The 22,990-nt window shown below is 73.0% G+C and carries 21 protein-coding genes; 11 read left to right on the top strand and 10 right to left on the bottom strand.

Features of this window, described 5'->3' with window-relative positions; translation table 11 throughout:
- Positions 1–4 precede the first annotated feature (4 nt).
- The 3 genes from ABFX81_RS25265 to ABFX81_RS25275 all read right to left on the bottom strand — a co-directional run bounded on the left by ABFX81_RS25265 (position 5) and on the right by ABFX81_RS25275 (position 5,283).
- A complete protein-coding gene (locus ABFX81_RS25265) occupies positions 5–913 on the bottom strand; it encodes a hypothetical protein (RefSeq protein ID WP_086844398.1) in 909 nt (302 codons plus the stop codon).
- Positions 914–1,086: 173 nt separating this feature from the next.
- Positions 1,087–4,233: a sacsin N-terminal ATP-binding-like domain-containing protein gene (locus ABFX81_RS25270; RefSeq protein WP_086844395.1), complete on the bottom strand. Its 3,147-nt coding sequence runs from the start codon at positions 4,231–4,233 to the stop codon at positions 1,087–1,089.
- A gap of 135 nt (positions 4,234–4,368) precedes the next feature.
- A complete protein-coding gene (locus ABFX81_RS25275) occupies positions 4,369–5,283 on the bottom strand; it encodes a DUF3027 domain-containing protein (protein WP_086844393.1) in 915 nt (304 codons plus the stop codon).
- A 282-nt stretch (positions 5,284–5,565) separates the two neighbouring features.
- On the opposite strand from ABFX81_RS25275, the gene ABFX81_RS25280 reads away from it, so the two are divergent.
- From ABFX81_RS25280 to ABFX81_RS25295, 4 genes are all read left to right on the top strand, one after another.
- Positions 5,566–6,999 carry an MFS transporter gene (locus tag ABFX81_RS25280; RefSeq protein ID WP_086844391.1) on the top strand — a complete coding sequence of 478 codons (1,434 nt, stop codon included), beginning with the start codon at positions 5,566–5,568 and terminating at the stop codon, positions 6,997–6,999.
- A 62-nt stretch (positions 7,000–7,061) separates the two neighbouring features.
- Entirely contained in the window at positions 7,062–7,535 is a 474-nt protein-coding gene (locus ABFX81_RS25285) for a DUF2771 domain-containing protein (protein ID WP_346138693.1), read from the top strand.
- Positions 7,505–8,341: a futalosine hydrolase gene (locus ABFX81_RS25290; RefSeq protein WP_428837212.1), complete on the top strand. Its 837-nt coding sequence runs from the start codon at positions 7,505–7,507 to the stop codon at positions 8,339–8,341. Before ABFX81_RS25285 ends, ABFX81_RS25290 begins: the two co-directional genes overlap by 31 nt.
- Positions 8,331–9,179 carry an MqnA/MqnD/SBP family protein gene (locus ABFX81_RS25295; protein WP_086844385.1) on the top strand — a complete coding sequence of 283 codons (849 nt, stop codon included), beginning with the start codon at positions 8,331–8,333 and terminating at the stop codon, positions 9,177–9,179. The genes ABFX81_RS25290 and ABFX81_RS25295 overlap by 11 nt, the downstream gene beginning before the upstream one ends.
- A gap of 5 nt (positions 9,180–9,184) precedes the next feature.
- On the opposite strand, the gene ABFX81_RS25300 is transcribed toward ABFX81_RS25295, so the two are convergent.
- Entirely contained in the window at positions 9,185–9,568 is a 384-nt protein-coding gene (locus ABFX81_RS25300; protein WP_010035896.1) for a cold-shock protein, read from the bottom strand.
- A 162-nt stretch (positions 9,569–9,730) separates the two neighbouring features.
- Between ABFX81_RS25300 and ABFX81_RS25305 the strand changes: the two genes are divergently transcribed.
- Entirely contained in the window at positions 9,731–9,979 is a 249-nt protein-coding gene (locus ABFX81_RS25305) for a hypothetical protein (RefSeq protein ID WP_086601337.1), read from the top strand.
- Here ABFX81_RS25305 and ABFX81_RS25310 read toward each other — a convergent pair.
- On the bottom strand, positions 9,958–10,581 hold the full coding sequence (locus ABFX81_RS25310; protein ID WP_086844383.1) for a haloacid dehalogenase-like hydrolase: 624 nt from the start codon (positions 10,579–10,581) through the stop codon (positions 9,958–9,960). The two genes, ABFX81_RS25305 and ABFX81_RS25310, sit on opposite strands and share 22 nt — an antisense overlap.
- A 59-nt stretch (positions 10,582–10,640) precedes the next feature.
- Entirely contained in the window at positions 10,641–11,657 is a 1,017-nt protein-coding gene (locus ABFX81_RS25315) for a hypothetical protein (protein ID WP_346138694.1), read from the bottom strand.
- A 153-nt stretch (positions 11,658–11,810) separates the two neighbouring features.
- Here ABFX81_RS25315 and ABFX81_RS25320 point away from each other — a divergent pair, with 153 nt between their 5' ends.
- From ABFX81_RS25320 to ABFX81_RS25330, 3 genes are all read left to right on the top strand, one after another.
- The gene (locus ABFX81_RS25320; protein ID WP_346138695.1) at positions 11,811–14,381 is read left to right on the top strand and encodes a helicase-associated domain-containing protein; all 2,571 of its coding nucleotides are present in this window, start codon (positions 11,811–11,813) and stop codon (positions 14,379–14,381) included.
- Positions 14,382–14,556: 175 nt separating this feature from the next.
- Positions 14,557–14,688: a hypothetical protein gene (locus tag ABFX81_RS25325; RefSeq protein ID WP_346138696.1), complete on the top strand. Its 132-nt coding sequence runs from the start codon at positions 14,557–14,559 to the stop codon at positions 14,686–14,688.
- Positions 14,689–14,789: 101 nt separating this feature from the next.
- Positions 14,790–14,981 (top strand): hypothetical protein, encoded by a 192-nt coding sequence (locus ABFX81_RS25330; RefSeq protein WP_086848795.1) that lies wholly within the window; start codon positions 14,790–14,792, stop codon positions 14,979–14,981.
- On the opposite strand, the gene istB is transcribed toward ABFX81_RS25330, so the two are convergent.
- Entirely contained in the window at positions 14,959–16,200 is a 1,242-nt protein-coding gene (istB, locus tag ABFX81_RS25335) for an IS21-like element helper ATPase IstB (protein ID WP_346138697.1), read from the bottom strand. The two genes, ABFX81_RS25330 and istB, sit on opposite strands and share 23 nt — an antisense overlap.
- Positions 16,201–16,399: 199 nt before the next feature.
- Between istB and ABFX81_RS25340 the strand changes: the two genes are divergently transcribed.
- Positions 16,400–18,043, top strand: coding sequence for a DNA repair helicase XPB (locus tag ABFX81_RS25340; RefSeq protein ID WP_086848791.1), 1,644 nt, complete (start codon positions 16,400–16,402; stop codon positions 18,041–18,043).
- 21 nt (positions 18,044–18,064) lie between these two features.
- On the opposite strand, the gene ABFX81_RS25345 is transcribed toward ABFX81_RS25340, so the two are convergent.
- The gene (locus ABFX81_RS25345) at positions 18,065–18,256 is read right to left on the bottom strand and encodes a hypothetical protein (protein WP_086848789.1); all 192 of its coding nucleotides are present in this window, start codon (positions 18,254–18,256) and stop codon (positions 18,065–18,067) included.
- 309 nt (positions 18,257–18,565) lie between these two features.
- Here ABFX81_RS25345 and ABFX81_RS25350 point away from each other — a divergent pair, with 309 nt between their 5' ends.
- Positions 18,566–20,605, top strand: coding sequence for a UvrD-helicase domain-containing protein (locus ABFX81_RS25350; protein WP_086853531.1), 2,040 nt, complete (start codon positions 18,566–18,568; stop codon positions 20,603–20,605).
- Between the two features lie 175 nt (positions 20,606–20,780).
- Here the strand turns inward: ABFX81_RS25350 and ABFX81_RS25355 are convergent, their stop codons facing one another.
- Positions 20,781–21,473: a copper homeostasis protein CutC gene (locus tag ABFX81_RS25355; protein ID WP_346138698.1), complete on the bottom strand. Its 693-nt coding sequence runs from the start codon at positions 21,471–21,473 to the stop codon at positions 20,781–20,783.
- 104 nt (positions 21,474–21,577) lie between these two features.
- Entirely contained in the window at positions 21,578–22,258 is a 681-nt protein-coding gene (locus tag ABFX81_RS25360; protein WP_346138699.1) for a maleylpyruvate isomerase family mycothiol-dependent enzyme, read from the bottom strand.
- A gap of 47 nt (positions 22,259–22,305) precedes the next feature.
- On the opposite strand from ABFX81_RS25360, the gene ABFX81_RS25365 reads away from it, so the two are divergent.
- Positions 22,306–22,968, top strand: coding sequence for a hypothetical protein (locus ABFX81_RS25365; RefSeq protein ID WP_086848217.1), 663 nt, complete (start codon positions 22,306–22,308; stop codon positions 22,966–22,968).
- The last annotated feature ends 22 nt before the right edge of the window (positions 22,969–22,990 follow it).

The following is a 22,990-nucleotide window of genomic DNA, read 5'->3' on the forward strand; positions in this document are numbered from 1 at the left end:
CGGGTTACTTCACGTCGACGAAGTCACCCGTGGCGTTGACCGCCGGCGTGGTCGTCGTGCCCGCGAAGGAGTAGCGGAAGTAGCCGTCGGTGGAGGCCTTGACGGTGGTCTTCAGCTCGCCCGTGGAGTTGGACTTGATGGTCTTCAGCGTGGTGTAGGTGTCCGAGCCCTTCTTGCGGAACTGGAGCTTCACCGGCTGGTTGGTGTAGCCGTGGTACTTGTTGTCGTCCCAGTTGGCACGCGAGAGCTTGCCGGTGACCGTGATGGTCTTGCCCTTCGTCACGGGCTCCGGGGAGGCGTTGACCGTCAGCTTCGAGTAGCGCTGGAGCTTGAAGGAGTTGGTCGGGTCCGTCACCGCGACACCGACGTTGTCCAGGTTCGGGTTCTCCGGGTCCTCGCCGTTGAAGGCGACCGCGAAGCCCGCGGCCTTCCAGGAGCCGGCGTCCTCGTTCAGCAGCGCGAACGGGTCGATCTGGACGGTGGCCTTGCAGTTGGCGACGGTCGCGGAGGAGTCCGTGCAGCTCGCGTCGTTGCTGTCGAAGAAGAAGACCGACTCGTCGAACGAGGCGCCGCGGTACAGCTCGATGCCCGCGAAGAAGTCGGCCGCGTGGATGTCGACGTCCGCGCCGTGCGTCAGCTTGAAGGTGACGGGCACCTTCACCACGTTGGTGGTGCCGACGGCGATGTTCTTGCCGTTGTTGACCTTGACGGAGGAGAAGGTCGCGTTCATGGCGTACGGCGTGCCGTCCTCGGCGGCGGCGAAGGCCGACCGGCCGGAGTCGGGGTGGACGACCTCGCTGGCGGCGGCGATGTCCGCGGGAACCTTCGGCTCGGCGGCCTGCGCGGCCGGCACGGCGAAGGCGGAAAGGGCCAGGGCACCGGTGACGGCGGCCACAGTGGCTCGGATACGCATGCGTTCTCCAGGTGGAGAGGGGCCCCGGCGCTCGTCGTCGGCTCCTGGGGCCCAAGTGATCGTGGAGTCTGTTGACTCACGTGATCAGATGCGCGAGCGATGGGCTTGGTTGTACGGCGAGTGAAAAATTTGTGCGGGAGTTTTCACCGAACAGCCAAACGCCATCGCACACTTCAGTCGAACCACCGATCCCGCGCCAGCTCCTCCGTCCGCGACGGATCCTCCAGCAGTGCCGCCACCTCGAACCGCCGCGGCCACTGCCCCGCCGCCCACGCGAGCCCCGCTGCCACGCCCTCCAGCGTGGCGGCGTGCAGGACACCGTCGTCGGTGAGCCGCCAGTCGATCTCCACGCCGTCCACGACGAGTTCCCCGTGCTCGATGTAGGAGGAGGGGGTGCGGGGGCCGAGCAGGACCCGGACCGAGTCAGGGACGTCGTGTTCGGTGCCCTCGGAGCCGACCCGCCCCGTGACCGACTCGCTCAGGCGCCGTACCTGGAAGAGTTCGGCGAGCTCGGCGGCCCGGGACGGGCGGACCGGGAGCAGCGGGACGCCTTCCGTGAACGGCAGCAGATCGGGTGAGTCGCACACCACGGCGTCGGCCGCGTCCACGACCTCCACCCGGCCGTCGATGACGGCACGCAGCTCGTCCGGCAGGGTCACCTGCTCCGGGTCCAGTTCGGCCAGGGCCCCGTACAGCGCGTGGAGTTGGGCGTCCGCCACCTCGCGCTCCGGGTCGGCGAGCCGGTCGAGCAGTTCGGCGGCACCGCCGGGCTCGTCCAGCAGCGCGGCGACGGACGTCCGTACCCCCAGCGCCCGCAGCACCTGCTCGTCCTCGAACCCGGTCGCGTCGGCCTCCTCGTAGAGACCGCGCAGCAGCGGGTCGCCGCCGGCGGCCCGCAGCCCGGCCGGGCGGCGCCCGTCGAGCACCGGGTTCCCGCGCAGCCACCACGCCGTGTACGGCCGTACGACCTCGTGCGTGCCGTCCGGCAGCAGGACGCGCACGGGCTGCACGATCGCGTCCCGCAGGGGCGGCTGCGACAGCAGGGACAGGGCCTGGGGCCACTTGTCCTCGTCGACCAGGTCCAGATCCCGTACGGCGACGATCTCGGTGGCGACCGGCGGCACCGGGCTGTCCGGGAAACGGTCGAGGACGTCCTCCGCCCACACGTCGACCGCGTCCAGCAGGCCGGGGTCGTCGGGCTCGGCGAAGTCGCCCTCGCGCGGCTCCAGTTCGTCGGGGTCGAGGACGACGTCGGTGGCGCGGACGAGCGCGAAGTTCAGCAGCACCCCGCAGGCCGCCAGCGGCTGCTCGCCCCACTTCGAGGCCAGCTCGGCGTCCACCGCGGCCAGTTCGCCCTCGCGCATGACCTGGGCGAACGGGCCACCCGGGAAGACGAGTTCGCAGGCCGGGGCCGGTTCGCCGTCCTCGTCGGGCAGGGCGAGCGCACCGAGCCAGGGCTCGTCACCGGGCTCCAGACCGGCGTCCCGCACCAACGCGAGCACGGTGTCGGCCAGTTCCTCCGCGTCGAGGGTGTCCTCCTCCCACAGCGCGCCGCCCTCGTCGTCGAGCGACGCGGCGACGGCGGCCCTGACCTGCGGGGTGGTGAGCACGGCCCGAGGGGTCGCGGGCAGGGCGCCCAGCTTCTCCAGGATGGGGTGCGCGGCCTCCGGATGGGCGACCTTCAGTCCGAGCCGGGCCAGGGTCTCCGGGTCGGTACCGGTGGCGTCGGGACTGGGCAGCAGGACCTGCCGGGGCCCGATCGTCGTACGGCCGTCCGCGAGCGGCACCGGCAGGCCCGACAGCCGGTCCGGGTCGACCCCGGCCAGGCTGTCGTAGAGCCGCCGCCACCAGCCGGGGTCCTTCTCCAGCCCGGCCAGCCGGTCGATCGCGTCGGTCAGCGGCACGCGGGCGACGCCCAGGGTGCGCAACTCCGCCCGGCGTTCCAGCCCGGCGGGCAGCAGGGTGGGCAGCACCTCGGCGAGCACCCGCACCGTGTCCGCGCCCGCGCCCTCGACGACCTCGGCGTCCCGGGGGCGCAGCGACTCGGGCGACTCCTCGTCGTCGTGCCCGCTGGGCTCGGCGGCGGGCGGCAGGAAGGAGGTGCGCGGCAGCCGCTCCAGGATCGCCCGGCGCAGGGCGCCGTCCAGCTCCCCCTTGCCGAGCGGCCCGGGCACGAGGTCGATCAGACCGGCCGTCACCGGCCGCCAGGCGCCGAGGAGTTCGGCGTAGGAGTCGGCCGCGCGCTCGATCAGGAAGTCGGTCAGCGGGCCGGGGGCGGCGTGCCGGCGGGTGGAGTCCAGCGGGAAGGAGGCGATGAGCAGGGCCGGGACGCCGAGCGGCTCGTCGCTGGGCGTGGGGGCGTGCACGACCGGGCTGGTGCGGGGCCGGGCCGGGCTGCCGTCGGAGTCCACGGGCACGGCCCAGGTGACCGACCAGTGCGGGCGCAGCCGCTCCTCGACGGGCCGGCCGGTGAGCAGCTCGGGGTTGAGGGGGCCGTGGGCGGCGCAGGTGCGCCAGTAGGTGACGCCGTCGCCGGAGTCGTCGATGACGGTGAAGGGGCCGTCGGTGCGGCGGGAGATCGTCCGGGGGCTCTCGCCGTTGATCTCGACGACGACCTCTTCGAGACCGGCGAGGGTGAGCAGCAGCGCGTCGTCGACCGCCCGCAGCAGCCGCTCGGCGAGATCGGCGGCGGCCGCGTCCCTCAGCGGCAGAATGACGGCGGTGTCGTACGGGTCCGGGGCGGTGCCCTCCGCGGCGAACGGCAGCCGCAGCAGCGGTACGTGACCGTCGCGCCGCCGGATCTCGTCCCCGAGGCCGGGGCTGTGCCGGGCGGTCTCGGCGGCCAGCTCCCGCGCCTCGGCCAGTGACCACCGAACGCCGCCGTGCCGGCCGACGACGGCGGGCTCGTCGGTGACGGCGAGGACGGCGGCGAATCCGACGCCGAACCGCCCGACGGCCTGCTCGTGAGTCTCCCGCTTCGCCGACGCGCGCAGGGTGGACAGCGACTCGACCCCGGCCGCGTCCAGCGGCGCGCCGGTGTTGGCGGCGACGAGCACGCCGTCACGGAGGGTGAGCCGCAGCCGCCCGGGCGCACCGGCCCGGGCCGCCGCGTCGGCGGCGTTCTGCGCGAGTTCGACGACGAGCCGGTCCCGGTAGCCACCGAGGACCAGGTCCTCCTCGGCGTTGGCGTCCTCCCGGAACCGGGCGGGGCTGGTGGCCCAGGCGTCGATGACGCCGCGCCGCAGGCGTGCCGTACCGAACGGGTCGGCACCCTCGGCGGCGGGCCGCACGAACTTGCTGCTCACGTTCCTTCTCCTCATCGACGAGAGGACGAAGGTACCGCCTGGGGAGCGGGGGTGTGCGCGCCGTCCGGCTCCGGCCGGCCCTCGGACGCGTACGTCACGAAATCCCCCCATGCGGCGGGAGCGACGGCGAGCGGCCGGGCGGGGACTCGGCTACGAGTGGCCCAGCTCCTCCGTGTCCTCGTCCGCCGCCACCGGCACCGAGCCCGAGTCCGGGGCCGGGCGCAGCGGGAACGGGTCCACCCGGGTCTCGTCGATGACCGGCGGGGCCGGCTGCGGCGGCTTCGGCATGACCGCGGCCTCGGAGTGGCCGCCGCAGCCGTAGGCCAGGGAGACGACGCGGCCGTCGGCCGGGGAGAACTCGTTGCCGCAGACGCCGAAGGCCTGGCCCAGGGAACCGCCGATACGGAGCAGGAAGCCGCAGCTCACGCAGGCGGCGGGGGCCGCCTGTGCCATCGGGGTCTTGGGGCCGAAGGCTTCCTCCCAGCGGTCGGCGGCGATGTGCAGGCCGTAGCGGGACAGCACCCGGGCACGGCGCACGCCGAGTTCCTCGGCCACCGCCGCGATCGATCCGCGGGCGGGGACGGCCAAGGGGCCCGCCGTGACCTCCGCGTCCTCGGCCTCGGCCAGGGCGGCCATGTCCTCGGAGACGACGGAGTTCGGCGGCGGCTCGTCCTCGCCGGTCCAGCCGGGCTCCAGGCGCAGGTCCTCCGCGTCCGTGGGCAGCAGATCGCCCGGACCCATGTCGCCGGGCCGCAGCCGCTCGCTCCACGGCACCCACTCCGGCGCGAGCACCGCGTCCGGGCCGGGCAGCAGCACCGCCTCGTCCACCGTGACGATCTTCGCCCGGGAGGCCCGGGCCACCGTCACGGCCCAGCGCCAGCCCCGGTACCCCAGCTCCTTGCACTCGAAGAAGTGCGTGACAACGCGATCTCCTTCGGAGACCAGCTCCACGTGCTCGCCGACGATTCCTGGTGCCGCGGCCTCCTCGGCTGCGGCGCGGGCGAGGTCGACGGCCTCGGCGCACAGACGGTCAGGGGTGCGGCTTCGCGTTGTCGCTGCGCTCACAGGTATCGCTTCTCTCCATACGCCGTCTCACGAGTGCGCCACTCCCAGCGCCGGGGGCGGACGGAGCGGACCAGGGGACCGCGTCGACGTCCTTCATCCATTTTGCGGGATGGCTGAGATACGCACGCTACCCTTCCGCCCCACTTCGCGTACACCGACGGTCCTGACCGACGGCTCCGGCCACCGTCTCACCCGGGCGCCGGCAACCCGGACAGTCACCCCACAGGCCCTATACGGGCGGTAATGGCACTACCCATAGCCATCTCGGGGCACTATGACGACGTGGCAGCCGCGAGGACGCCCCAGGGCGACACCGGGACCGGTGGGTCGAAAGGGGTCAAGGGAAGCAGCCGACTGAGCGGGCCGGGCCGCTTGCGCGGCTCCTTCCGCACGGTCGGCCGTGCTCTGCACCTGCCCTTCACCGGCACCGCACGCGGCATCCGCAAGGCCACCCACGCGCACGGCGCCGGCGAGTCCGGCCTCGGCAAGCTGATCGAGCTGCACGGCGTGAACGGCGCCGGAGACGTGATGATCACCGTCGCCCTCGCGTCGACCGTGTTCTTCTCCGTGCCGACCGACGAGGCCCGCGGCCGGGTCGCGCTGTACCTCGCCATCACCATGGCGCCCTTCACCCTCCTCGCGCCGGTGATCGGCCCGCTCCTCGACCGCATCCCGCACGGCCGCCGGGCCGCGATGGCCGGGGCGATGCTGGCCCGGGCGCTGCTCGCGCTCATCCTGTCCGGCGCGGTCGTCAGCGGCAGCATCCAGCTGTACCCGGCGGCGCTCGGCGTCCTCGTCGCCTCGAAGGCGTACGGGGTGGTCAGAAGCGCCGTCGTGCCCCGGCTGCTGCCGCCCGGCTTCTCCCTGGTCAAGGCCAACTCGCGCGTCACCCTCGGCGGGCTCCTGGCCACCGGCATCGCCGCGCCGATCGGCGCGGGACTCCAGCAGGTCGGGCCGCGCTGGCCCCTCTACGGCGCCTTCGTGATCTTCGTGGCAGGGACGTTCCTGTCGTTCACGCTGCCGCCGAAGGTCGACTCCGCCAAGGGCGAGGACACCGCCCTGCTGGCCGCGGACGAGGAGCACCTGCACGGGCCGCACCGCCGTCCCGTCAAGCGCCCCGGGCTGCGCACGGTCGGCCCGGCCGTCACCCACGCCCTGGCCGCCAACGCCTCCATCCGCTGCCTCACCGGCTTCCTGATCTTCTTCCTCGCCTTCCTGCTGCGCGAGCACCCGATCTCCGGCCAGAGCGCCGCCGTGTCCCTGGGGATAGTGGGCGTGTCGGCGGGCGCCGGCAACGCGCTCGGTACGGCCGTGGGGGCGTGGCTCCGGTCCCGGGCGCCGGAGATCATCATCGTGACGGTCGTGGCGTGTGTACTGGGCGCGGCGATCACGGCCGCGCTGTTCTTCAGCGCGGTCCTGGTGGCCGGCCTGGCCGCGATCGCCGGCTTCGCGCAGGCCCTGGCCAAGCTGTCGCTCGACGCGCTGATCCAGCGGGACGTGCCCGAACTGGTCCGTACGTCGGCCTTCGCCCGCTCCGAGACGCTGCTCCAGGTGTCCTGGGTGCTGGGCGGGGCGGTCGGCATCGTGATGCCGCTCAACGGCACGCTCGGGCTGGCGGTGGGCGCCGCGATCGTCGGCACGGGCTGGCTGACGACCGTACGGGGGCTGATCGGCTCGGCCCGGCGCGGTGGTGCGACGCGGCCGCGCGTGGCGTAGCCGTACGGGCACGCCGTACCCCGCGTGGGCGGTCCTACCCGTGCGCCCGATAGCCTTCGCCCATGACCACGTTGCAATCCGCTGTGCGACGCCGCCGCGCCGTCGCCGCCGCCGGCGTCGTATCCGCCGGACTGCTCGTCCTCTCCGCCTGTGACAAGCCGACGCCGATGGCCACGGTCACCGTGGGCAGCGACTCGGTGAACTCCGAGGCCACCTGTGGCGGCGAGGGCGACGCCCTGAAGTCGTCCGACCTCACGCAGTGCCTGAAGGACAAGGGCGTCAAGACCATCTCCGTCGACCCGGACGAGACCGTGCGGTTCGGTGTCGACCCGGAGATCGCCGACAAGGGCTGGACGATCCTGATGAACGGTCAGCCGCTGACCGACTCCAGCACCAAGACGTACCGCACCATTCCGGGCAGCGTGTTCTTCAACGCCCAGTACGGGGCGCAGGGCAACTCGACGCTGGTGTCCATCAAGGAGGGCGACAAGGACACGTCGGGGCTGTGGAACTTCAAGCTGGAGAAGGACGCGTAATCGCTGCCGCTGGGCTGGGCAGGGTGCTTGTTGCCACCGCGGTTTCTGTGGAGAGGGACGCGGTGGCTCGGGCCTTTGGGGCGCTGTCCCTGGAGTCCGATGAAACGGCACTCGGCGTTGTGGGCCGTGCCCACCCGTTCCGCCCCAGCGGAACGACTGCCCACGGCGGTAGCGGCGCGACTGCCCATGGCGGTAGCGGCGCGACTGCCCACGGCGGTATCGATGTGATTGCCGCCGGTGTGGGGCCCGCCCTCGCCGCTGCCTCCACCGCCTCCGCCCTCACCGCCGCCGTCCTCCAGGGCGACCCCTACGGTCTCGTCGTCTCCGCCGGGATCGGTGGGGGGTTTCAGCCGGAGGCGAGTGTGGGATCGCTCGTCGTCGCCGATGAGATCGTCGCGGCCGATCTGGGGGCCGAGACCGATGACGGGTTCGTGTCGGTCACGGAGCTCGGGTTCGGGACCGTGCGGCACCACCCGCCCGAGGACCTCGTACGGCTGGTAGGCAACGCCGTCGGGGCCCGCACCGGGGCCGTGCTCACCGTGTCCACCGTGACCGGGACCGCCGCGCGGGCCCGCGCGCTCCGCGAGCGCCACCCCACCGCCCTCGCCGAGGCCATGGAGGGCTTCGGCGTGGCCGAGGCCGCCGCCGCGCACGGGGTGCCCGTGCTGGAGGTCCGGGCGATCTCCAATCCCGTCGGGCCGCGCGACCGCGCCGCCTGGCGCATCCCCGACGCCCTGGCGGCCCTCACCGAGGGTTTCGGGAAGATCGTGCCCGTACTGGAGGGTTGGAACCGGCATGACCAGTGAGCAGCTGAAGATCGCCTACTCCCCCTGCCCGAACGACACCTTCGTCTTCGACGCCCTGGCCCACGGCCGCGTCCCCGGCGCCCCCGCCTTCGACGTGACCTTCGCCGACATCGACATCACCAACGGCATGGCCGAGCGCGGCGAGTTCGACGTGCTGAAGGTGTCGTACGCCGTGCTGCCGTACGTCCTCGACGAGTACGCCCTCCTGCCGTGCGGCGGTGCGCTGGGGCGGGGGTGCGGGCCGCTGGTGCTGACGCGGGAGGCGGACGTCGATCTCGCCGGTCGTACGGTCGCCGTGCCCAGTGAGAAGTCCACCGCCTATCTGCTGTTCCGGCTGTGGGCCGCGGACACGCTGGGCGACGGGGTCGGCGAGATCGTCGTCATGCCGTTCCACGAGATCATGCCGGCCGTGCGGGACGGCAAGGTCGACGCGGGGCTCGTCATCCACGAGGCGCGCTTCACGTACCGCGACTACGGCCTGCACAAGCTCGCCGACATGGGCGAGCACTGGGAGAACACCACCGGGCTGCCCATCCCGCTGGGCGCGATCATCGCCAAGCGGTCGCTGGGCGAGCAGAAGCTGCGGCTGCTCGCCGACTCCATCCGGACGTCCGTGCGCGCCGCCTGGGACGACCCCGAGGCGTCCCGCCCGTACGTCATGGAGCACGCCCAGGAGATGGACCCGGCCGTCGCCGACCAGCACATCGGGCTGTACGTCAACGAGTTCACCGCCGACCTCGGCGAGGACGGCTACGCCGCCGTACGAGGGCTGCTGACACGCGCGGCGGCCGAGGGGCTGGTGCCGCCCCTCGGCCCGAACGCGCTGCGTTTCCCGTAAGCGGTCTACACGTCCAACTGGTCGGCGACCGCGCGCAGCAGGCCCGCGATCTTCTTGCCGGCGGTCTTCTCGGGGTAGCGGCCCCGCTCCAGCATCGGCGTGATGTTCTCCAGGAGAGTCGTCAGGTCCTGGACGATCGAAGCCAGCTCGTCCGGCTTCTTGCGGGTCGCGGCGGCGACCGAGGGGGTCGGATCCAGAATCGTCAGGGACAGCGCCTGGTCGCCGCGCTGTCCGGCGACGACCCCGAACTCCACCCGCTGTCCCGGCTTGAGCGTCTCGACTCCGGCGGGGAGGACCGAGGAATGGACGAAGACGTCACCGCCGTCGTCGCGGGAGAGAAAGCCGAAGCCCTTCTCACTGTTGAACCACTTGACCTTGCCGGTAGGCACGTCTGTCCTCGTCCTCGTACTCGTCGGAAAACTGCTTCTGAAACGGCTCTGGATAGCACTCGGGCGGGTCGTACGACCCGCCGGTACCAAGGCTAATGCTCTTCAGGCCGGTGACAAGACGTCACCGGGTTGTTCCTTCGCGCTGGGAACTACCCTGGTCGGGTGCGTGACAAAACCCAAACGAATTCCGCCGCTCCCGGTGACCGTCTGGTCCGTGCCGGTGGCATCGTCTTCTTCATCGGCGCCGTGGCCACACTGGTCACGGTCGCCCCGCTGTTGCTGGGGACGACACCCTTTCCGACCTATATGTTCGGCCTGAGCATGCTCATGGCGGTCGGATTCCTGATGGCCGGTGCGGGAGTGCTGCGTTCCGTGGCGGCGGGCCGGCGTCAGGCGCGTGCGGGACGGTAGTCCGAAAGCCACCCGGGGAATTCCGTCAGGTCGGTGAGGACGATGTCCGCGCCCGCCGCGCGCAGTTCCTCCGGGGGGCAGGGGCCGGTGGCCACCGCGACCGACAGCGCGCCGGCCGTCCGGGCGCCGCGTACGTCCCCGACGTGGTCGCCGACGTAGACGCCCGCGTCGTACTCGCGCAGCGCCTCCGCCTTCTGTTCGGCCCACAGGTCGCCGATGACCGCGTCGGGCTCGATGCCGAGGTGGGCGAGGTGCAGTTTGGCGTTGGGCTCGTACTTGGCGGTGACGACTATCGCGCGTCCGCCGGTCTCCCGTACGGCCGCGATGGCCTCCCGGGCGCCGGGGAGCGCGGGCGTCTCGGCGATGGCGACGGTCGGGTAGATCTCCCGGTAGACGTCCGCCACGGTCTCGACCTCGCCGGCCGGGAACCAGTTGATCAGCTCCTCGGCCAGCGGCGGCCCGAGCCGCGTGACCGCCAGGTCGGCGTCGATGTACGTCCCCGTCCGCTCGGACAGTTCCTGGTAGCAGGCGCGGATGCCGGGGCGGGAGTCGATGAGGGTCATGTCGAGGTCGAAGCCGACGGTGATTGCCATATGGGCCATTGTGCCCAGGCGGTGTGAACGGCAGACGTCACGCTGTGACCGGCCATGTCCGACAGGGCCTAACGAGAGCGCTGTGAGCGCCAGACCAGGAACAGCGCCGACGCCACCGCCGCGCCCCTGACCACCCACGGCCAGGTCTCCGCCACCGCGTCGTTCATGTGGCCCTCGGTGATCGGGGTGCCCCAGCGGTCGTTCATCCTGCCCCACAGCCAGAGAATGCCGGCCGCGACGGAGAGGCTGGGGAGGATCACGACCGCCCACTTCGTCTCGGCCGGGCTCAGGCGGCGGGAGGCGTAGGCGATGAGCCAGCCGAGGACCAGCACGAACCAGTTGCCGAGTACGGCGCCCGCGACGAGGAGACCGGCGGCGATCAGGAGGAGCGGGTTGCTCCAGCCGCCCGCGGGCAGACCGGGGAGACGCCGGCGACTCGCCTTGCCGGCCGTCTCCTCCGGCACCCCGGCGTCCTCGACGACCGGCACCGGCTCCCCGTCGGCCGCCGCCTTCGCCGGCTCCGGCTTCCTCGGCTTCGGCGGCTTCAGCAGGTCCGGCAGTTCCACGCCGCCCACGAAGCCCGGCACGTCGTCGCCCGCCCCGAAGGGGCTGCTCTCCACCCGCCACCAGTCCGGCTGGACCGCGCTGTCCCCGAGCTCGTGCCCGGCGGCCAGGTGCGGCGGGGCCGCGCCCTCGACGGCGGGACGTGGCCCCTCGGCGGGCCGGGCCGGGCGGGGACGCGGTACGACGCGCCGCATGACCCCCTTCGGCCGCTCGTCCGGCTCGTCCCGCTCGCGGGCCTCGCGCTGTACGGGCACGGCGGCGGGGGCGCTGTCCGTCGTACCGCCGCCGCCCGTGCCGTCCGCGGCCGACGCCACGACCTCGTCGGGGCTGCCGAGGCGGGACAGGATGCGGCGGACGGCGGCGGGCGAGTCGACGGTGGCCTTCGCGCGGCGCCGGTCGATCTCGTTGCGCAGGTCCGCGACCAGACGCATGCGGGTGGCCGACGACAACTGCCGCTGCTGGGCCACGTCTCCGACGCGGCTCAGATACTCGTAAACGACCTGGTCGCTCTCAATCCCCACGAAGTCCCCTCCGGGGCGTGTGCGTTGGCTGACGCCGTCGCTCGACGGTACCGCGAGTACGAGCGGGTGACCCACATGCCCGTCCGGCACCGGCCCCGTCCGCCCGCGCACAGTCGGCCCGGCCTCCGGAGGCGACCCGCTACCGTGGACCGGATGAGCACCGAGGACAGGCCTGCGGCCCCCCGTTCCCTCGCGGAAGCACTCCGCGGGCGGGACGACGTCTCGCTGGGCGCGCTCCTGCGCAGCCGTCCGGATCTCATCACGCCCGTCCCCACCGATCTCACGCAGCTCGCGACCCGCGCCGGGACCCGGGCCTCGGTCGTGCGGGCCCTGGAGCGGCTGGACCGGTTCACGCTCCAGACGGCGGAGGCGCTGGCCGTGGCGGCGGATCCGGCGACGTACGACGCACTGCTCGGGCTCATGGCCGGGGACGACGCCGACCCGGCCGTCGTCCAGGCCCTGCCGCACGCCCTGGGCGTCCTGCGCGAGCAGGCCCTGGTCTGGGGCGGCGACGACCGGCTGCGGCTGGTCCGCACGGCCCGTGAGCTGCTGGCGCCCTCGCCGCAGCACCCCTCCCCGACGGGGCTCGGCCCGACGGTCCAGGAGGCCACCGCCGGGATGTCCCCGGGGCGCATCCAGGAGATCGTCACGGCAGCCGGGCTGCCCTCGACCCACGACTCGGTCTCCGCGGTGACCTCCCTGACCGGGCTGTTCACGAACCGGCGCCGGATGGCCGCGCTGCTCGCCGAGGCCCCGGCCGACTCCCTCGACGTGCTGGAGCGGCTGGTGTGGGGGCCGCCGTACGGGCAGGTCACGGCCGATCCGGCGCCCCGGCTGCGCTGGCTGCTGGACCGGGGGCTGCTGCTGCCGACGGCGCCCGGGACGGTCGTGCTGCCGCGCGAGGTCGCCCTGCACCTGCGGCGGGGGCTCGCGCACCAAACGCCCGAGCCGGTGCCGCCGGCGGTCGAGGCCGCCGCCGTGCACCATCCACAGGTTGTGGACAGCACCGCGGCCGGGCAGGCGTACACCGCCCTCGCGACCGTGGAGGAGCTGCTGAAGGACTGGGACGAGGGCGGGCCGGCGGTGCTGCGGGCCGGCGGGCTGAGCGTGCGGGACCTGAAGCGGACCGCCGTCGCCCTCGACGTGCCCGAGCCGGTCGCCGCGTTCTGGGTGGAACTGGCGTACGCGGCGGGCCTGATCGCCCCGGACGGCGAGGCCGACGAGCGGTACGCGGCCACCCCGGCGTACGACGAGTGGCTGGAGCTGCCCGCCCCCGAGCGCTGGTCCCGGCTGGTCACGGCGTGGCTCCCGGCGACCCGCACGCCCGGGCTGGTGGGCGGGCGGGACGCGAAGGACCGCACGTTGTCGGCGCTCGGGCCGGGTCTGGACCGCTCGGCGGCGCCGGAGGTACGGCACCGGGTGCTGGCGCTGCTGGCCGGGCTGCCCGAGGGCACCGCGCCGGCCGCCGAGTCGGTGCTGGCCCGGCTGCGCTGGGAGCGGCCGCTGCGCGGCGCCGTGGGGGTCCCCCCGCGCGAGCGAAGCCGAGCGTGGGGGAGGGAGGACGACCCGCGCAGCCGTCTCGCCGAGTGGGCCCTGTCCGAGGCGGAAATGCTGGGCGTGACGGGCAGGGGTGCGCTGTCGGCCCACGGCAGGGCCCTGCTGGGCGCGCCCGCGGCTCCCGCGAAGAGCCTGGAAGCGGAGTCCTCCGGGCCGGGCGACAAGCTCCCGGTCCACCACCGCCCCACGCAGGTCCCCACCCTCTCCCCCGCCGAACAGGACGTCGCCTCCGCCGCCGCGGCCCGGCTGCTCACCCCCCTCCTGCCCGAGCCGCTGGACCACGTGCTGCTCCAGGCCGACCTGACGGCGGTGGCGCCCGGCCCCTTGCGGCGCCCGCTCGCCGACATGCTGGGCGTGCTGGCGGACGTCGAGTCCAAGGGCGGGGCCACCGTCTACCGGTTCACGCCCGGCTCCGTGCGGCGCGCCCTCGACGCCGGGCAGAGCGCCTCGGACCTGCACGCCTTCCTCGCCGCGCACTCCCGCACACCGGTGCCGCAGCCGCTCACGTACCTGATCGACGACGTCGCCCGCAGGCACGGGCACCTGCGCGTCGGCGCGGCCTCGGCGTACGTCCGCTGCGACGACGACGCGGTGCTCAACGAGATCATCGCCGACAAGCGGGCCGCCGGGCTCGGGCTGCGCCGGCTCGCCCCGACCGTGCTGGCCGCGCAGACCGACCCGGCGGGGCTGCTGGAGGGCCTGCGGGCGATGGGCTTCGCGCCGGCCGCAGAGTCCGCCGAGGGCGACGTCCTGATCACTCGCGCGCACGCCCACCGCACCCCGCCCCGCACCGCGCCCGAGCCGGTGCCGGAGGGCCCGCCGGTCCCCGACGACACCCTCCTCGCGGCGGCCCTGCGCGCCATCCGGGCCGGCGACCTCGCCTCCACCACCCCGCGCAAGCCCGGCACGGCTCCGGAGGTCAGCGGCGAACTGCCCCGCACCGGTTCCGCCGAGACCCTCGCCACCGTGCAGGCCGCCGTCCTGACCGGCGAGGCCCTGTGGATCGGATACGTCAACGCCGAGGGCGCCGCCAGCCAGCGCGTCATCGCCCCGATCCGCGTCGAGGGCGGCTTCGTCACGGCGTACGACCACACGGCGGACGAGGTCCGTACGTACCCGCTGCACCGGATCACCGGGGTCGCGGAGCTCGCCGACGACGCGGGCTGACGGGCCGTTCCGCCTGGGCGTCGTCTCACCCGTTCGGGTGCACGCCGACGTTCATGCACGCCACGCCGGGGATGTCCCACCCTTGGGCGACTTCGCCGGGCGCGCCGCATTCCGCCGTTCGGCCGGGGGCAGCCACCGGGTGTCCGTGTGAGCCTTGTGGAAAGGAAGTCCCAGCATGCGCGCTGTCCGTCGAGTCGCCGCCGTTCTGGCCGCCGCCGCCCTGATGACGTTCGGTGGGCTGGCCACCCCGGCCGCCGCTGTGAGCATCGATGTGGCCGGCCTCGTCCTCGAGACACCGCAGATCTGATCCGCCTCCCGCGCACCCATCGGGCCGGTCCCGGCGTCCCCGGGCCGGCCCGCGGTGGGGTGTTCCTCGTCTCTCAGCAAGCGAAAGGCCCCGTCGTCCCCATGCGTGAAAAACTGCCCGCCGTCGCCCTCTCCACCGTCGCCCTGGTGGGCGTGCTCGCGCCCTCCGCCGCGGCGGCCCCGCCCGCCCCGCCGCTGCCCCTGCCCGCCGCGGGCACCGAGCCCCTGGTCAACGAGGCGATCGGCATCGAAGGACCGCTGATCCAGAACGTCAGTCTGCCCACGCTGAAGTAGCGCGGCGCGTCCGGTAGCTGTCGCCGTCCAGCCGCACGACGTCGGCGTGATGGGCGAGGCGGTCCACCAGCGCCGGGGCGGAGGCACCGAAGACCTCGTCCCAGCGGCCGGGCGGGCGGTCGCCGGTCACGATCAGCGAGGCACGCTCGTAACGGTGCGCGACCAGGCGGAAGAACAGTCCGGCGGTCGCCGCGTCGAGGGGCGTGTAGCCGACCTCGTCGACGATGAGCAGGGGGTACTCGTCGAGGGCGGCCAGCTCCGCGTCGAGCCGTCCGGCGGCCCGGGCGTCGGAGAGCCGGGCGGCCCACTCGGCGGCGGTCGCGAAGAGCACCCGGTGCCCGGCCTGGCAGGCGCGCATGCCGAGGCCGATGGCGAGGTGGGTCTTGCCGGTGCCGGGCGGGCCGACGAGGACCACGTTGCGCCGGGCGGCGACGAACTCCGCCTTGCCGAGCCGGGCCAAGGCCTCCCGGTCGAAGCCCCGGGGGTGCTGCTGGTCGAAGTCCTCCAGCAGCTTGCGGGCCGGGAAGCCGGCCGCGCGGACCCGGGCCTCGGCGTCCGCGTCCGGGCCCGGCTGCCGGGGAACCACAGGCGTGGCCGCCGGTCCCTCCTGTTCCGGCTCCCCGTGCCGCTGCTCCCCGTGATCGCGTTCCACCTGGGCCGGCGTCGCCCGCCCGGGCGCGGCCTGCGGGCGCTCGGCATGTGCGCGATCCCCGTGCGCGGCCATCGGGCCCGACATGTAGGCGAGGATCGCCGCCGAGAAGATGAACGCCATGTGGATCACCGTCCCCCACAGCAGGGCGTGCCGGGAGGTGTGGTGGACGTCCACGAACATCTGGAGCAGGTGGACGGAGGAGATGCCCACGATCGCCGTGGCGAGCTTGACCTTCAGTACGTTGGAGTTGACGTGCGAGAGCCATTCGGGCTGGTCACGGTGGCCCTGGAGGCCGATGCGCGAGACGAAGGTCTCGTAGCCGCCGACGATCACCATGATGAGCAGGTTGGCGATCATGACGACGTCGACCAGCTTGAGCACCGCGAGCATCACGTACGTCTCGGTGGCGTGCCCGCTCACGCACATCAGGATTAAGGTCCGGAGCTCCTTGAAGAATTTGTAGACGTAGACGCCCTGGGCGGCCACCAGCCCGAAGTAGAGCGGGGCCTGGAGCCAGCGGGTGGCGAACAGGGCGTATCCGAGCGTGGTGGTCGTGGGGTTCCGCACGGTTCGCCATTCTTCGGGGCCGCCGTGGAAAAACTGAATTCACACCACACGTTGGGATGAAAAGGCATTCAGTAGGACCGGAGACGGTCCGGTCCCGCGCAGATCACACCCTCGGGACGGCGACGATCAGGCACACTGGACGTTTGGCCGAGTCGTTCGAGCCGTCCGAGCCGTCCGGCCGTGGGAAAGGGTGCCACGCGTGAATGGTCCGCTGATCGTCCAGTCCGACAAGACCCTGCTCCTGGAAGTCGACCACGAGCAGGCCGACGACTGCCGTCGGGCCATCGCCCCGTTCGCGGAGCTGGAGCGGGCGCCGGAGCACATCCACACCTACCGCGTGACGCCGCTGGGCCTGTGGAACGCCCGGGCGGCGGGTCACGACGCCGAGCAGGTCGTGGACGCGCTGGTGCAGTACAGCCGCTATCCGGTGCCGCACGCGCTGCTGGTCGACATCGCCGAGACGATGGACCGCTACGGGCGGCTCACGCTGTCCAAGCACCCGGCGCACGGGCTGGTCCTGACCACCACCGACCGTCCGGTGCTGGAGGAGATCCTGCGGTCGAAGCGGGTCGCGCCGCTGGTCGGCGCCCGCATCGACCCGGACACGGTCGCCGTGCACCCCTCCGAGCGCGGGCAGATCAAGCAGACGCTGCTGAAGCTGGGCTGGCCGGCCGAGGACCTCGCCGGATACGTCGACGGCGAGGCGCACGCGATCGAGCTGGCCGAGGACGGCTGGGCGCTGCGGCCGTACCAGAAGCAGGCGGTGGAGAACTTCTGGCACGGCGGGTCGGGCGTGGTCGTGCTGCCCTGTGGTGCGGGCAAGACGCTGGTCGGCGCGGGGTCGATGGCGCAGGCGAAGTCCACGACCCTGATCCTCGTCACGAACACGGTCTCCGCCCGGCAGTGGAAGCACGAGCTGGTGCGGCGGACGTCGCTCACCGAGGACGAGATCGGCGAGTACAGCGGGACGAAGAAGGAGATCCGGCCCGTCACGATCGCCACGTACCAGGTGCTGACGACCAAGCGGAAGGGCGTCTATCCGCACCTGGAGCTGTTCGACTCCCGGGACTGGGGCCTGATCGTCTACGACGAGGTGCACCTGCTGCCGGCCCCGGTGTTCAAGTTCACGGCGGATCTCCAGGCGCGGCGGCGGCTGGGTCTCACGGCCACGCTGGTGCGTGAGGACGGGCGCGAGTCGGACGTCTTCTCCCTGATCGGGCCCAAGCGGTTCGACGCGCCGTGGAAGGAGATCGAGGCGCAGGGCTACATCGCGCCCGCCGACTGTGTGGAGGTCCGGGTCAATCTGACGGACGCGGAGCGGCTCGCGTACGCCACGGCCGAGGCGGAGGAGAAGTACCGCTTCTGTGCGACGACCGACACCAAGCGGAAGGTCACGGAGGCGATCGTCCGCCGCTTCGCCGGGCAGCAGATCCTCGTCATCGGCCAGTACATCGACCAGCTCGACGAACTGGGTGAGCACCTCGGGGCGCCCGTGATCAAGGGCGAGACGTCGAACGCGCAGCGGGAGAAGTTGTTCGACGCGTTCCGGGAGGGCGAGATCAGCGTGCTCGTCGTGTCGAAGGTCGCGAACTTCTCGATCGACCTGCCGGAGGCGACGGTCGCGATCCAGGTGTCCGGCACGTTCGGGTCGCGCCAGGAGGAGGCCCAGCGGCTGGGCCGGGTGCTCCGGCCGAAGTCCGACGGTCACCAGGCGCACTTCTACTCGGTGGTCGCGAGGGACACCATCGACCAGGACTTCGCCGCGCACCGCCAGCGCTTCCTGGCGGAGCAGGGGTACGCGTACCGGATCATGGACGCGGACGAGTTGCTCGCGGAGAGCTGAGGCCGGCGGGCCACGCCCCGGTCACTTCCGGCGGACCACGCCCACTTCCTCGCCGTACTGGCCGAGGATGACCACGTCGAAGGCGGCGCCGGCGAACACCCTGACGGCGCGCAGGGCATCGCCGAGGCGATGACGGTGGTGGCTGCCTGCCACGGCGGTGGCGCCGGGCGGGCGGCCCGGTGCCGAAGCGGGGGAGAAGGTTGCTGCGCTCATGTCTCCATGGTGCGTTTCCGGTCGTAAAGTCCGCGTCGGTCTGAGGGCCGAACCCGCGTACTCCGCTCGTACGCCTGCGGACCGACCCGTGCCCCTGAGGGAGGAGGCCCTCGTCCCCTAGGGGACGAGGAACAAGGGACGGGAGACAGGGGACGGGAAACAGGGGACGGGAAAACCATTGGCGGTCGGCTCCTCCGCTCCTTTAAGATCTCCGCTCTTGCCCGCCTCCCTCCCGGAGCGCCGCCGACCGGACGGAAACCGGCCGGCATCTCACCGCATCCCTTCAGCAGGTCCTCCGGAGGCACCCCCTTGTCCACGCCCGTCGACGACCCGCTCTCCCGTGAGCGCTCCCACCTCTCCGCGTCCCGTTCCGCCCTGCGTGCCATGCGCGAGGACGTAGAGGCCCTCGACATCACCGACGTCACCGCGAACTGGGTCAACGCGGAGGTGCTGGCCCGCCAGATCGAGGAGCGCATCAAGGCCCTGGCCGACCTCAGCGACACCCCGTTGTTCTTCGGGCGGCTCGACTACCTGCGCGCACCGGGCGCCGAGCAGGCCGAGGGCGCGGAAGGAGAGCGCTTCTATATCGGGCGGCGGCACGTGCACGACCACGACGGTGACCCGATGGTCATCGACTGGCGCGCCCCCGTATCCCAGCCGTTCTACCGGGCCTCCAAGAAGGACCCGATGGACATCGCGCTGCGCCGCCGCTTCGGCTACACGGGCGGCGACCTCACGGCGTACGAGGACGAGCACCTGTCGGACCCCGGCGAGGCGGCGCGCACCAGCAAACTGCTCCAGCAGGAGATCGAGCGGCCCCGCGTCGGCCCGATGCGGGACATCGTCGCGACGATCCAGCCCGAGCAGGACGAGATCGTCCGGTCGGGGCTCTCCGGCACGGTGTGCGTGCAGGGCGGCCCGGGCACCGGGAAGACCGCCGTCGGCCTGCACCGGGTCGCCTACCTCCTCTACGCCCACCGCGAGCGCCTCGCCCGCACCGGCACGCTCGTCATCGGACCGAACCGTTCCTTCCTGCACTACATCGAGCAGGTGCTGCCCGCTCTCGGCGAGTTGACGGTCCAGCAGGCCACCGTCGAGGACCTGGTGGCGCACGTGGGGATCAAGGGGACGGACGACGCGACGGCCGCGGTCGTCAAGGGCGACGCCCGCATGGCGCGGGTGCTGCGCAGGGCCCTCTACTCGCACGTCACGATGCCCACCGAGCCGGTCGTGGTCGTGCGCGGCTCCCGCCGGTGGCGTGTGGCGGCGTACGAACTGGAGGAGCTCGTCCGCGAGTTGCTCGACCGCGACATCCGCTACGGCGCCGCCCGCGAGGCCCTGCCGCAGCGCATCGCGCACGCCGTGCTGGTGCAGATGGAGCGGTCGGGGGAGGCGCCGGACGACCGGGTGCAGGACGCGGTGGCCCGCAACAGCGCGGTCAAGGCGGCCGTCAAGGCGGTCTGGCCGGCGGTCGACCCGGCGAAGCTGGTGCTGCGCCTGCTGTCGGACGCGGACTTCCTCGCCGAGCACGCGGCGGGGATCCTCGACGAGGAGGAGCAGAAGGCGGTGCTGTGGGCGAAACCGGCGCGCAGCGTCAAGTCCGCCCAGTGGTCGGCCGCCGACGCCGTTCTCATCGACGAGGCCACCGACCTGATCCAGCGCACGCACTCCCTCGGCCATGTCGTCCTCGACGAGGCGCAGGACCTCTCCCCCATGCAGTACCGGGCGGTCGGCCGCCGCTGCACGACCGGCAGCGCGACCGTCCTCGGCGACCTGGCGCAGGGCACGACGCCGTGGGCGACCCGGGCATGGGAGGAGGCGCTGACCCACCTGGGCAAGCCGGAGGCGGTGATCGAGGAGCTGACGGCCGGTTTCCGCGTGCCGACGGACGTCATCACGTACGCCTCCCGGCTGCTCCCGCACATCGCCCCGGGGCTCACCCCGGTCGTGTCGATCCGGGAGAACCCGGGCCACTTCGAGGTCCGGCCGGTCGCGGGGACGACGGACGTGGTCGACGCCTGCCGCGCATCCCTGCGCCACGAGGGTTCGACGGGCCTGATCGCGGCGGACGCCCGGGTCCCGGAGCTGGCGGCGGCCCTGACGAAGGCCGGGATCGCGTACCTCGGCCCCGGCGAGGAGACGACCCGGGAGACCCGCCTGACCCTGGTCCCGGCGTCGCTCGCGAAGGGTCTGGAGTACGACTACGTCGTCCTGGACGAGCCCCGTGCGGTGGTCGACGGCGAGCCGGACGAACGGACGGGCTTGCGACGCCTGTACGTGGCGCTGACGCGAGCGGTGTCGGGGCTGACGGTGACGCACGCGGCGCCGCTGCCGCCGCAACTGGCCTAGCTGCGGGCAGTCGTGCCAGAGCAGTTGCGGGGCACTCGTGCCGAGTAGCTCGGGCATTCGTGCCGACGTAGCTGCGGGCAATCGTGCTGCTAGGGGCGGCACGGGTGGGCGCAGCGGCACCTCGTAGCGCCGAGCCGCGCACCCACCCGCCCCCAGCCGCAACACCCTGTGCCTGTCAAGAAGCGTCCACCGCAGCCCGCCACTCGGCGACGGCCTCCGCCGACACCGGCTCCCCCCAGCCCCCCGGCCGCACCGCCCCACCGATGTGAAACGCGTCCACCCCCACCCCCCGCAACACCGGCACGTGCTCCAGCCGCAAGCCGCCCCCCACCAGCAACCGCTGCTCATACCCCGGCTCTCCGGACCGCCCCGCCTCGGCGAGCAGCACGGGAAGCCCGTCGTCAACCCCGTCCGCCGACCCGGCCGTCAGGTACGTGTCCAACCCCGGCATCCCGTCCAGCTGCTTGCGCAGGGCATCCCGGTCGGCGGCCCGGTCGATCGCCCGGTGGAAGGTCCAGGGGCAGCCGTCCAGCACCCCCACAACCCGCTCCACAGCCGCCAGATCCACCCCACCCCCCGCGTCGAGGAACCCCAGCACGAACTCCTCGGCCCCGGCCTCACGCAGCCCGGCGGTCACGCCGACCAGCCGGTCGACGTCCCCGGCCGCGAAGCCGTCGGCGAGCCGCAGCATCACCCGCAGCGAGATGTCGACGGCACGGCGGATCCCGGCGACGGTCGCGGCCGACGGGGTGAGCCCGTCGGCCGCCATGTCGGTGACCAGTTCGAGGCGGTCCGCGCCTCCGGCCTGGGCGGCGACCGCGTCCTCGACGCCGAGTGCGATCACCTCCAGGACTGCACGCTTGCTCATGGGGCCCCTTCGTCGGCATGGCGTCGGCGTTCGACAACAGGTCTAGTCCAATCAAGACTACGCTGCCCGCTCACGCCCGATTCCAAGCCCTTGGGGGCCATGGCTCACCCGAAGATGTTCAGGTCCTTCGCCTCCACCCCGACCAGCTCGAACGCGGGCGCCCCGTCGACCGGCCGTCCCGTGTACAGCCGCACCAGCGTCGGCCCGTCCCCGATGAAGCGCCCCGGGGGCCGCTCCCCGCCGCTCTCGCCCAGCCGCAGCGGTTCGTCCAGGTCGTCGAGGTCGGCGTGCAGCGGCACGTGCCCCCGCTCGCGGGTGAGCCGGGCGAGCAGCGCGAGCGCGTCCGGCAGCCCTGCCCCGCCGTACGCCCCGGGCTCGCCGAGGGCCTCGCGCACGTCCCCGGCGTGCACCCACTCCCCCAGCGCGAGACCGTCCAGCTGCCCGTCCGACCCTGCGATGACCGGCCCGGCCCCGGTCATCCCGCGCTCCAGCTCGTCGACCACCCGCGCGTTGCTCCAGCCGTCCCGCTCGGCGATGTCCCGGTCGTTCGACTCGGGCGAGAACACGCCCTCCTCGAACCGGTTCTCCACCACCCGCGTGAGCGCGGCCGAGCAGTGCGCCAGCACCGACCGCACCGACCAGCCCGGACACGCCCTCACGGGCAGCGCGAAGTCCTCCTCGGCCCTGTCCCGCAACAGCGGGATCAGCGCGTCACGCTCGATCGCGAGCAGCCGCCCGGGCTGCTCGGGGTCCCGTACGTCGTGCACATCAGCAGGAGTCGTCATGGGACCCACGCTAGGTGCCGCGCCCCGTCCAGCGGGAGAATGCCCTCATGGCCGATCTCGACGCCCTCCGCGCCCGCTTCGTCCGCACCCTGGAAGCGGCCCGGGGCCCGGCCGGCGGCCCGGACCCGGACCCGTACGCCGACGACCTGCTCGGCCGCTGGCAGGAGCCCCAGCGCCGCTACCACACGGTCGCGCACCTCACGGCGGTCCTGGACCGCATCGACGTGCTGGAGAAGTACGCGCACGACCCGGACGTGGTCCGGCTGGCCGCCTGGTTCCACGACGCCGTCTACCTCCCCGACCGCTCCGAGAACGAGGAACGCTCCGCCCGCCTGGCCGAGCGCGCCCTCCCCGAGGCCGGCGTGTCCGCCGCCAGGACCGCCGAGGTGGCCCGCCTGGTCCGCCTCACCGTCGGCCACGACCCCGCCGACGACGACCCCGACGGCCAGGTGCTGTGCGACGCCGACCTGGCGATCCTCGCCTCGCCCCCGTCGGCGTACGCCGCCTACACCGCGGCCGTCCGCGAGGAGTACCACTTCGTCCCGAACGACGCCTTCCGCACGGGCCGCGCGGCGATCCTGCGCCAACTCCTCGACCTGCCGAAGCTGTTCAGGACGCCGTACGGAGCGTCGGAGTGGGAGGCGACGGCCCGCTACAACCTCACCGCCGAGCTGGAAATGCTGTCGCTTCCACCCGAGGTCCCCTCGTAACCTGCCCGGCATGTGGACAACG

It is taken from the genome of Streptomyces coeruleofuscus (assembly GCF_039532725.1).
Classification (GTDB): Bacteria; Actinomycetota; Actinomycetes; order Streptomycetales; family Streptomycetaceae; genus Streptomyces; species Streptomyces coeruleofuscus.

Excerpts from the sequence above, each read along its gene's own strand:
- ABFX81_RS25265 (WP_086844398.1), bottom strand. The coding sequence starts at position 913 with ATGCGTATCCGAGCCACTGTGGCCGCCGTCACCGGTGCCCTGGCCCTT.
- ABFX81_RS25270 (WP_086844395.1), bottom strand. The coding sequence starts at position 4,233 with ATGAGGAGAAGGAACGTGAGCAGCAAGTTCGTGCGGCCCGCCGCCGAG.
- ABFX81_RS25285 (WP_346138693.1), top strand. The coding sequence starts at position 7,062 with ATGACCACGTTGCAATCCGCTGTGCGACGCCGCCGCGCCGTCGCCGCC.
- ABFX81_RS25295 (WP_086844385.1), top strand. The coding sequence starts at position 8,331 with ATGACCAGTGAGCAGCTGAAGATCGCCTACTCCCCCTGCCCGAACGAC.
- ABFX81_RS25310 (WP_086844383.1), bottom strand. The coding sequence starts at position 10,581 with ATGGCCCATATGGCAATCACCGTCGGCTTCGACCTCGACATGACCCTC.
- ABFX81_RS25320 (WP_346138695.1), top strand. The coding sequence starts at position 11,811 with ATGAGCACCGAGGACAGGCCTGCGGCCCCCCGTTCCCTCGCGGAAGCA.
- ABFX81_RS25325 (WP_346138696.1), top strand. The coding sequence starts at position 14,557 with ATGCGCGCTGTCCGTCGAGTCGCCGCCGTTCTGGCCGCCGCCGCCCTG.
- ABFX81_RS25330 (WP_086848795.1), top strand. The coding sequence starts at position 14,790 with ATGCGTGAAAAACTGCCCGCCGTCGCCCTCTCCACCGTCGCCCTGGTG.
- ABFX81_RS25345 (WP_086848789.1), bottom strand. The coding sequence starts at position 18,256 with ATGAGCGCAGCAACCTTCTCCCCCGCTTCGGCACCGGGCCGCCCGCCC.
- ABFX81_RS25355 (WP_346138698.1), bottom strand. The coding sequence starts at position 21,473 with ATGAGCAAGCGTGCAGTCCTGGAGGTGATCGCACTCGGCGTCGAGGAC.
- ABFX81_RS25360 (WP_346138699.1), bottom strand. The coding sequence starts at position 22,258 with ATGACGACTCCTGCTGATGTGCACGACGTACGGGACCCCGAGCAGCCC.
- ABFX81_RS25365 (WP_086848217.1), top strand. The coding sequence starts at position 22,306 with ATGGCCGATCTCGACGCCCTCCGCGCCCGCTTCGTCCGCACCCTGGAA.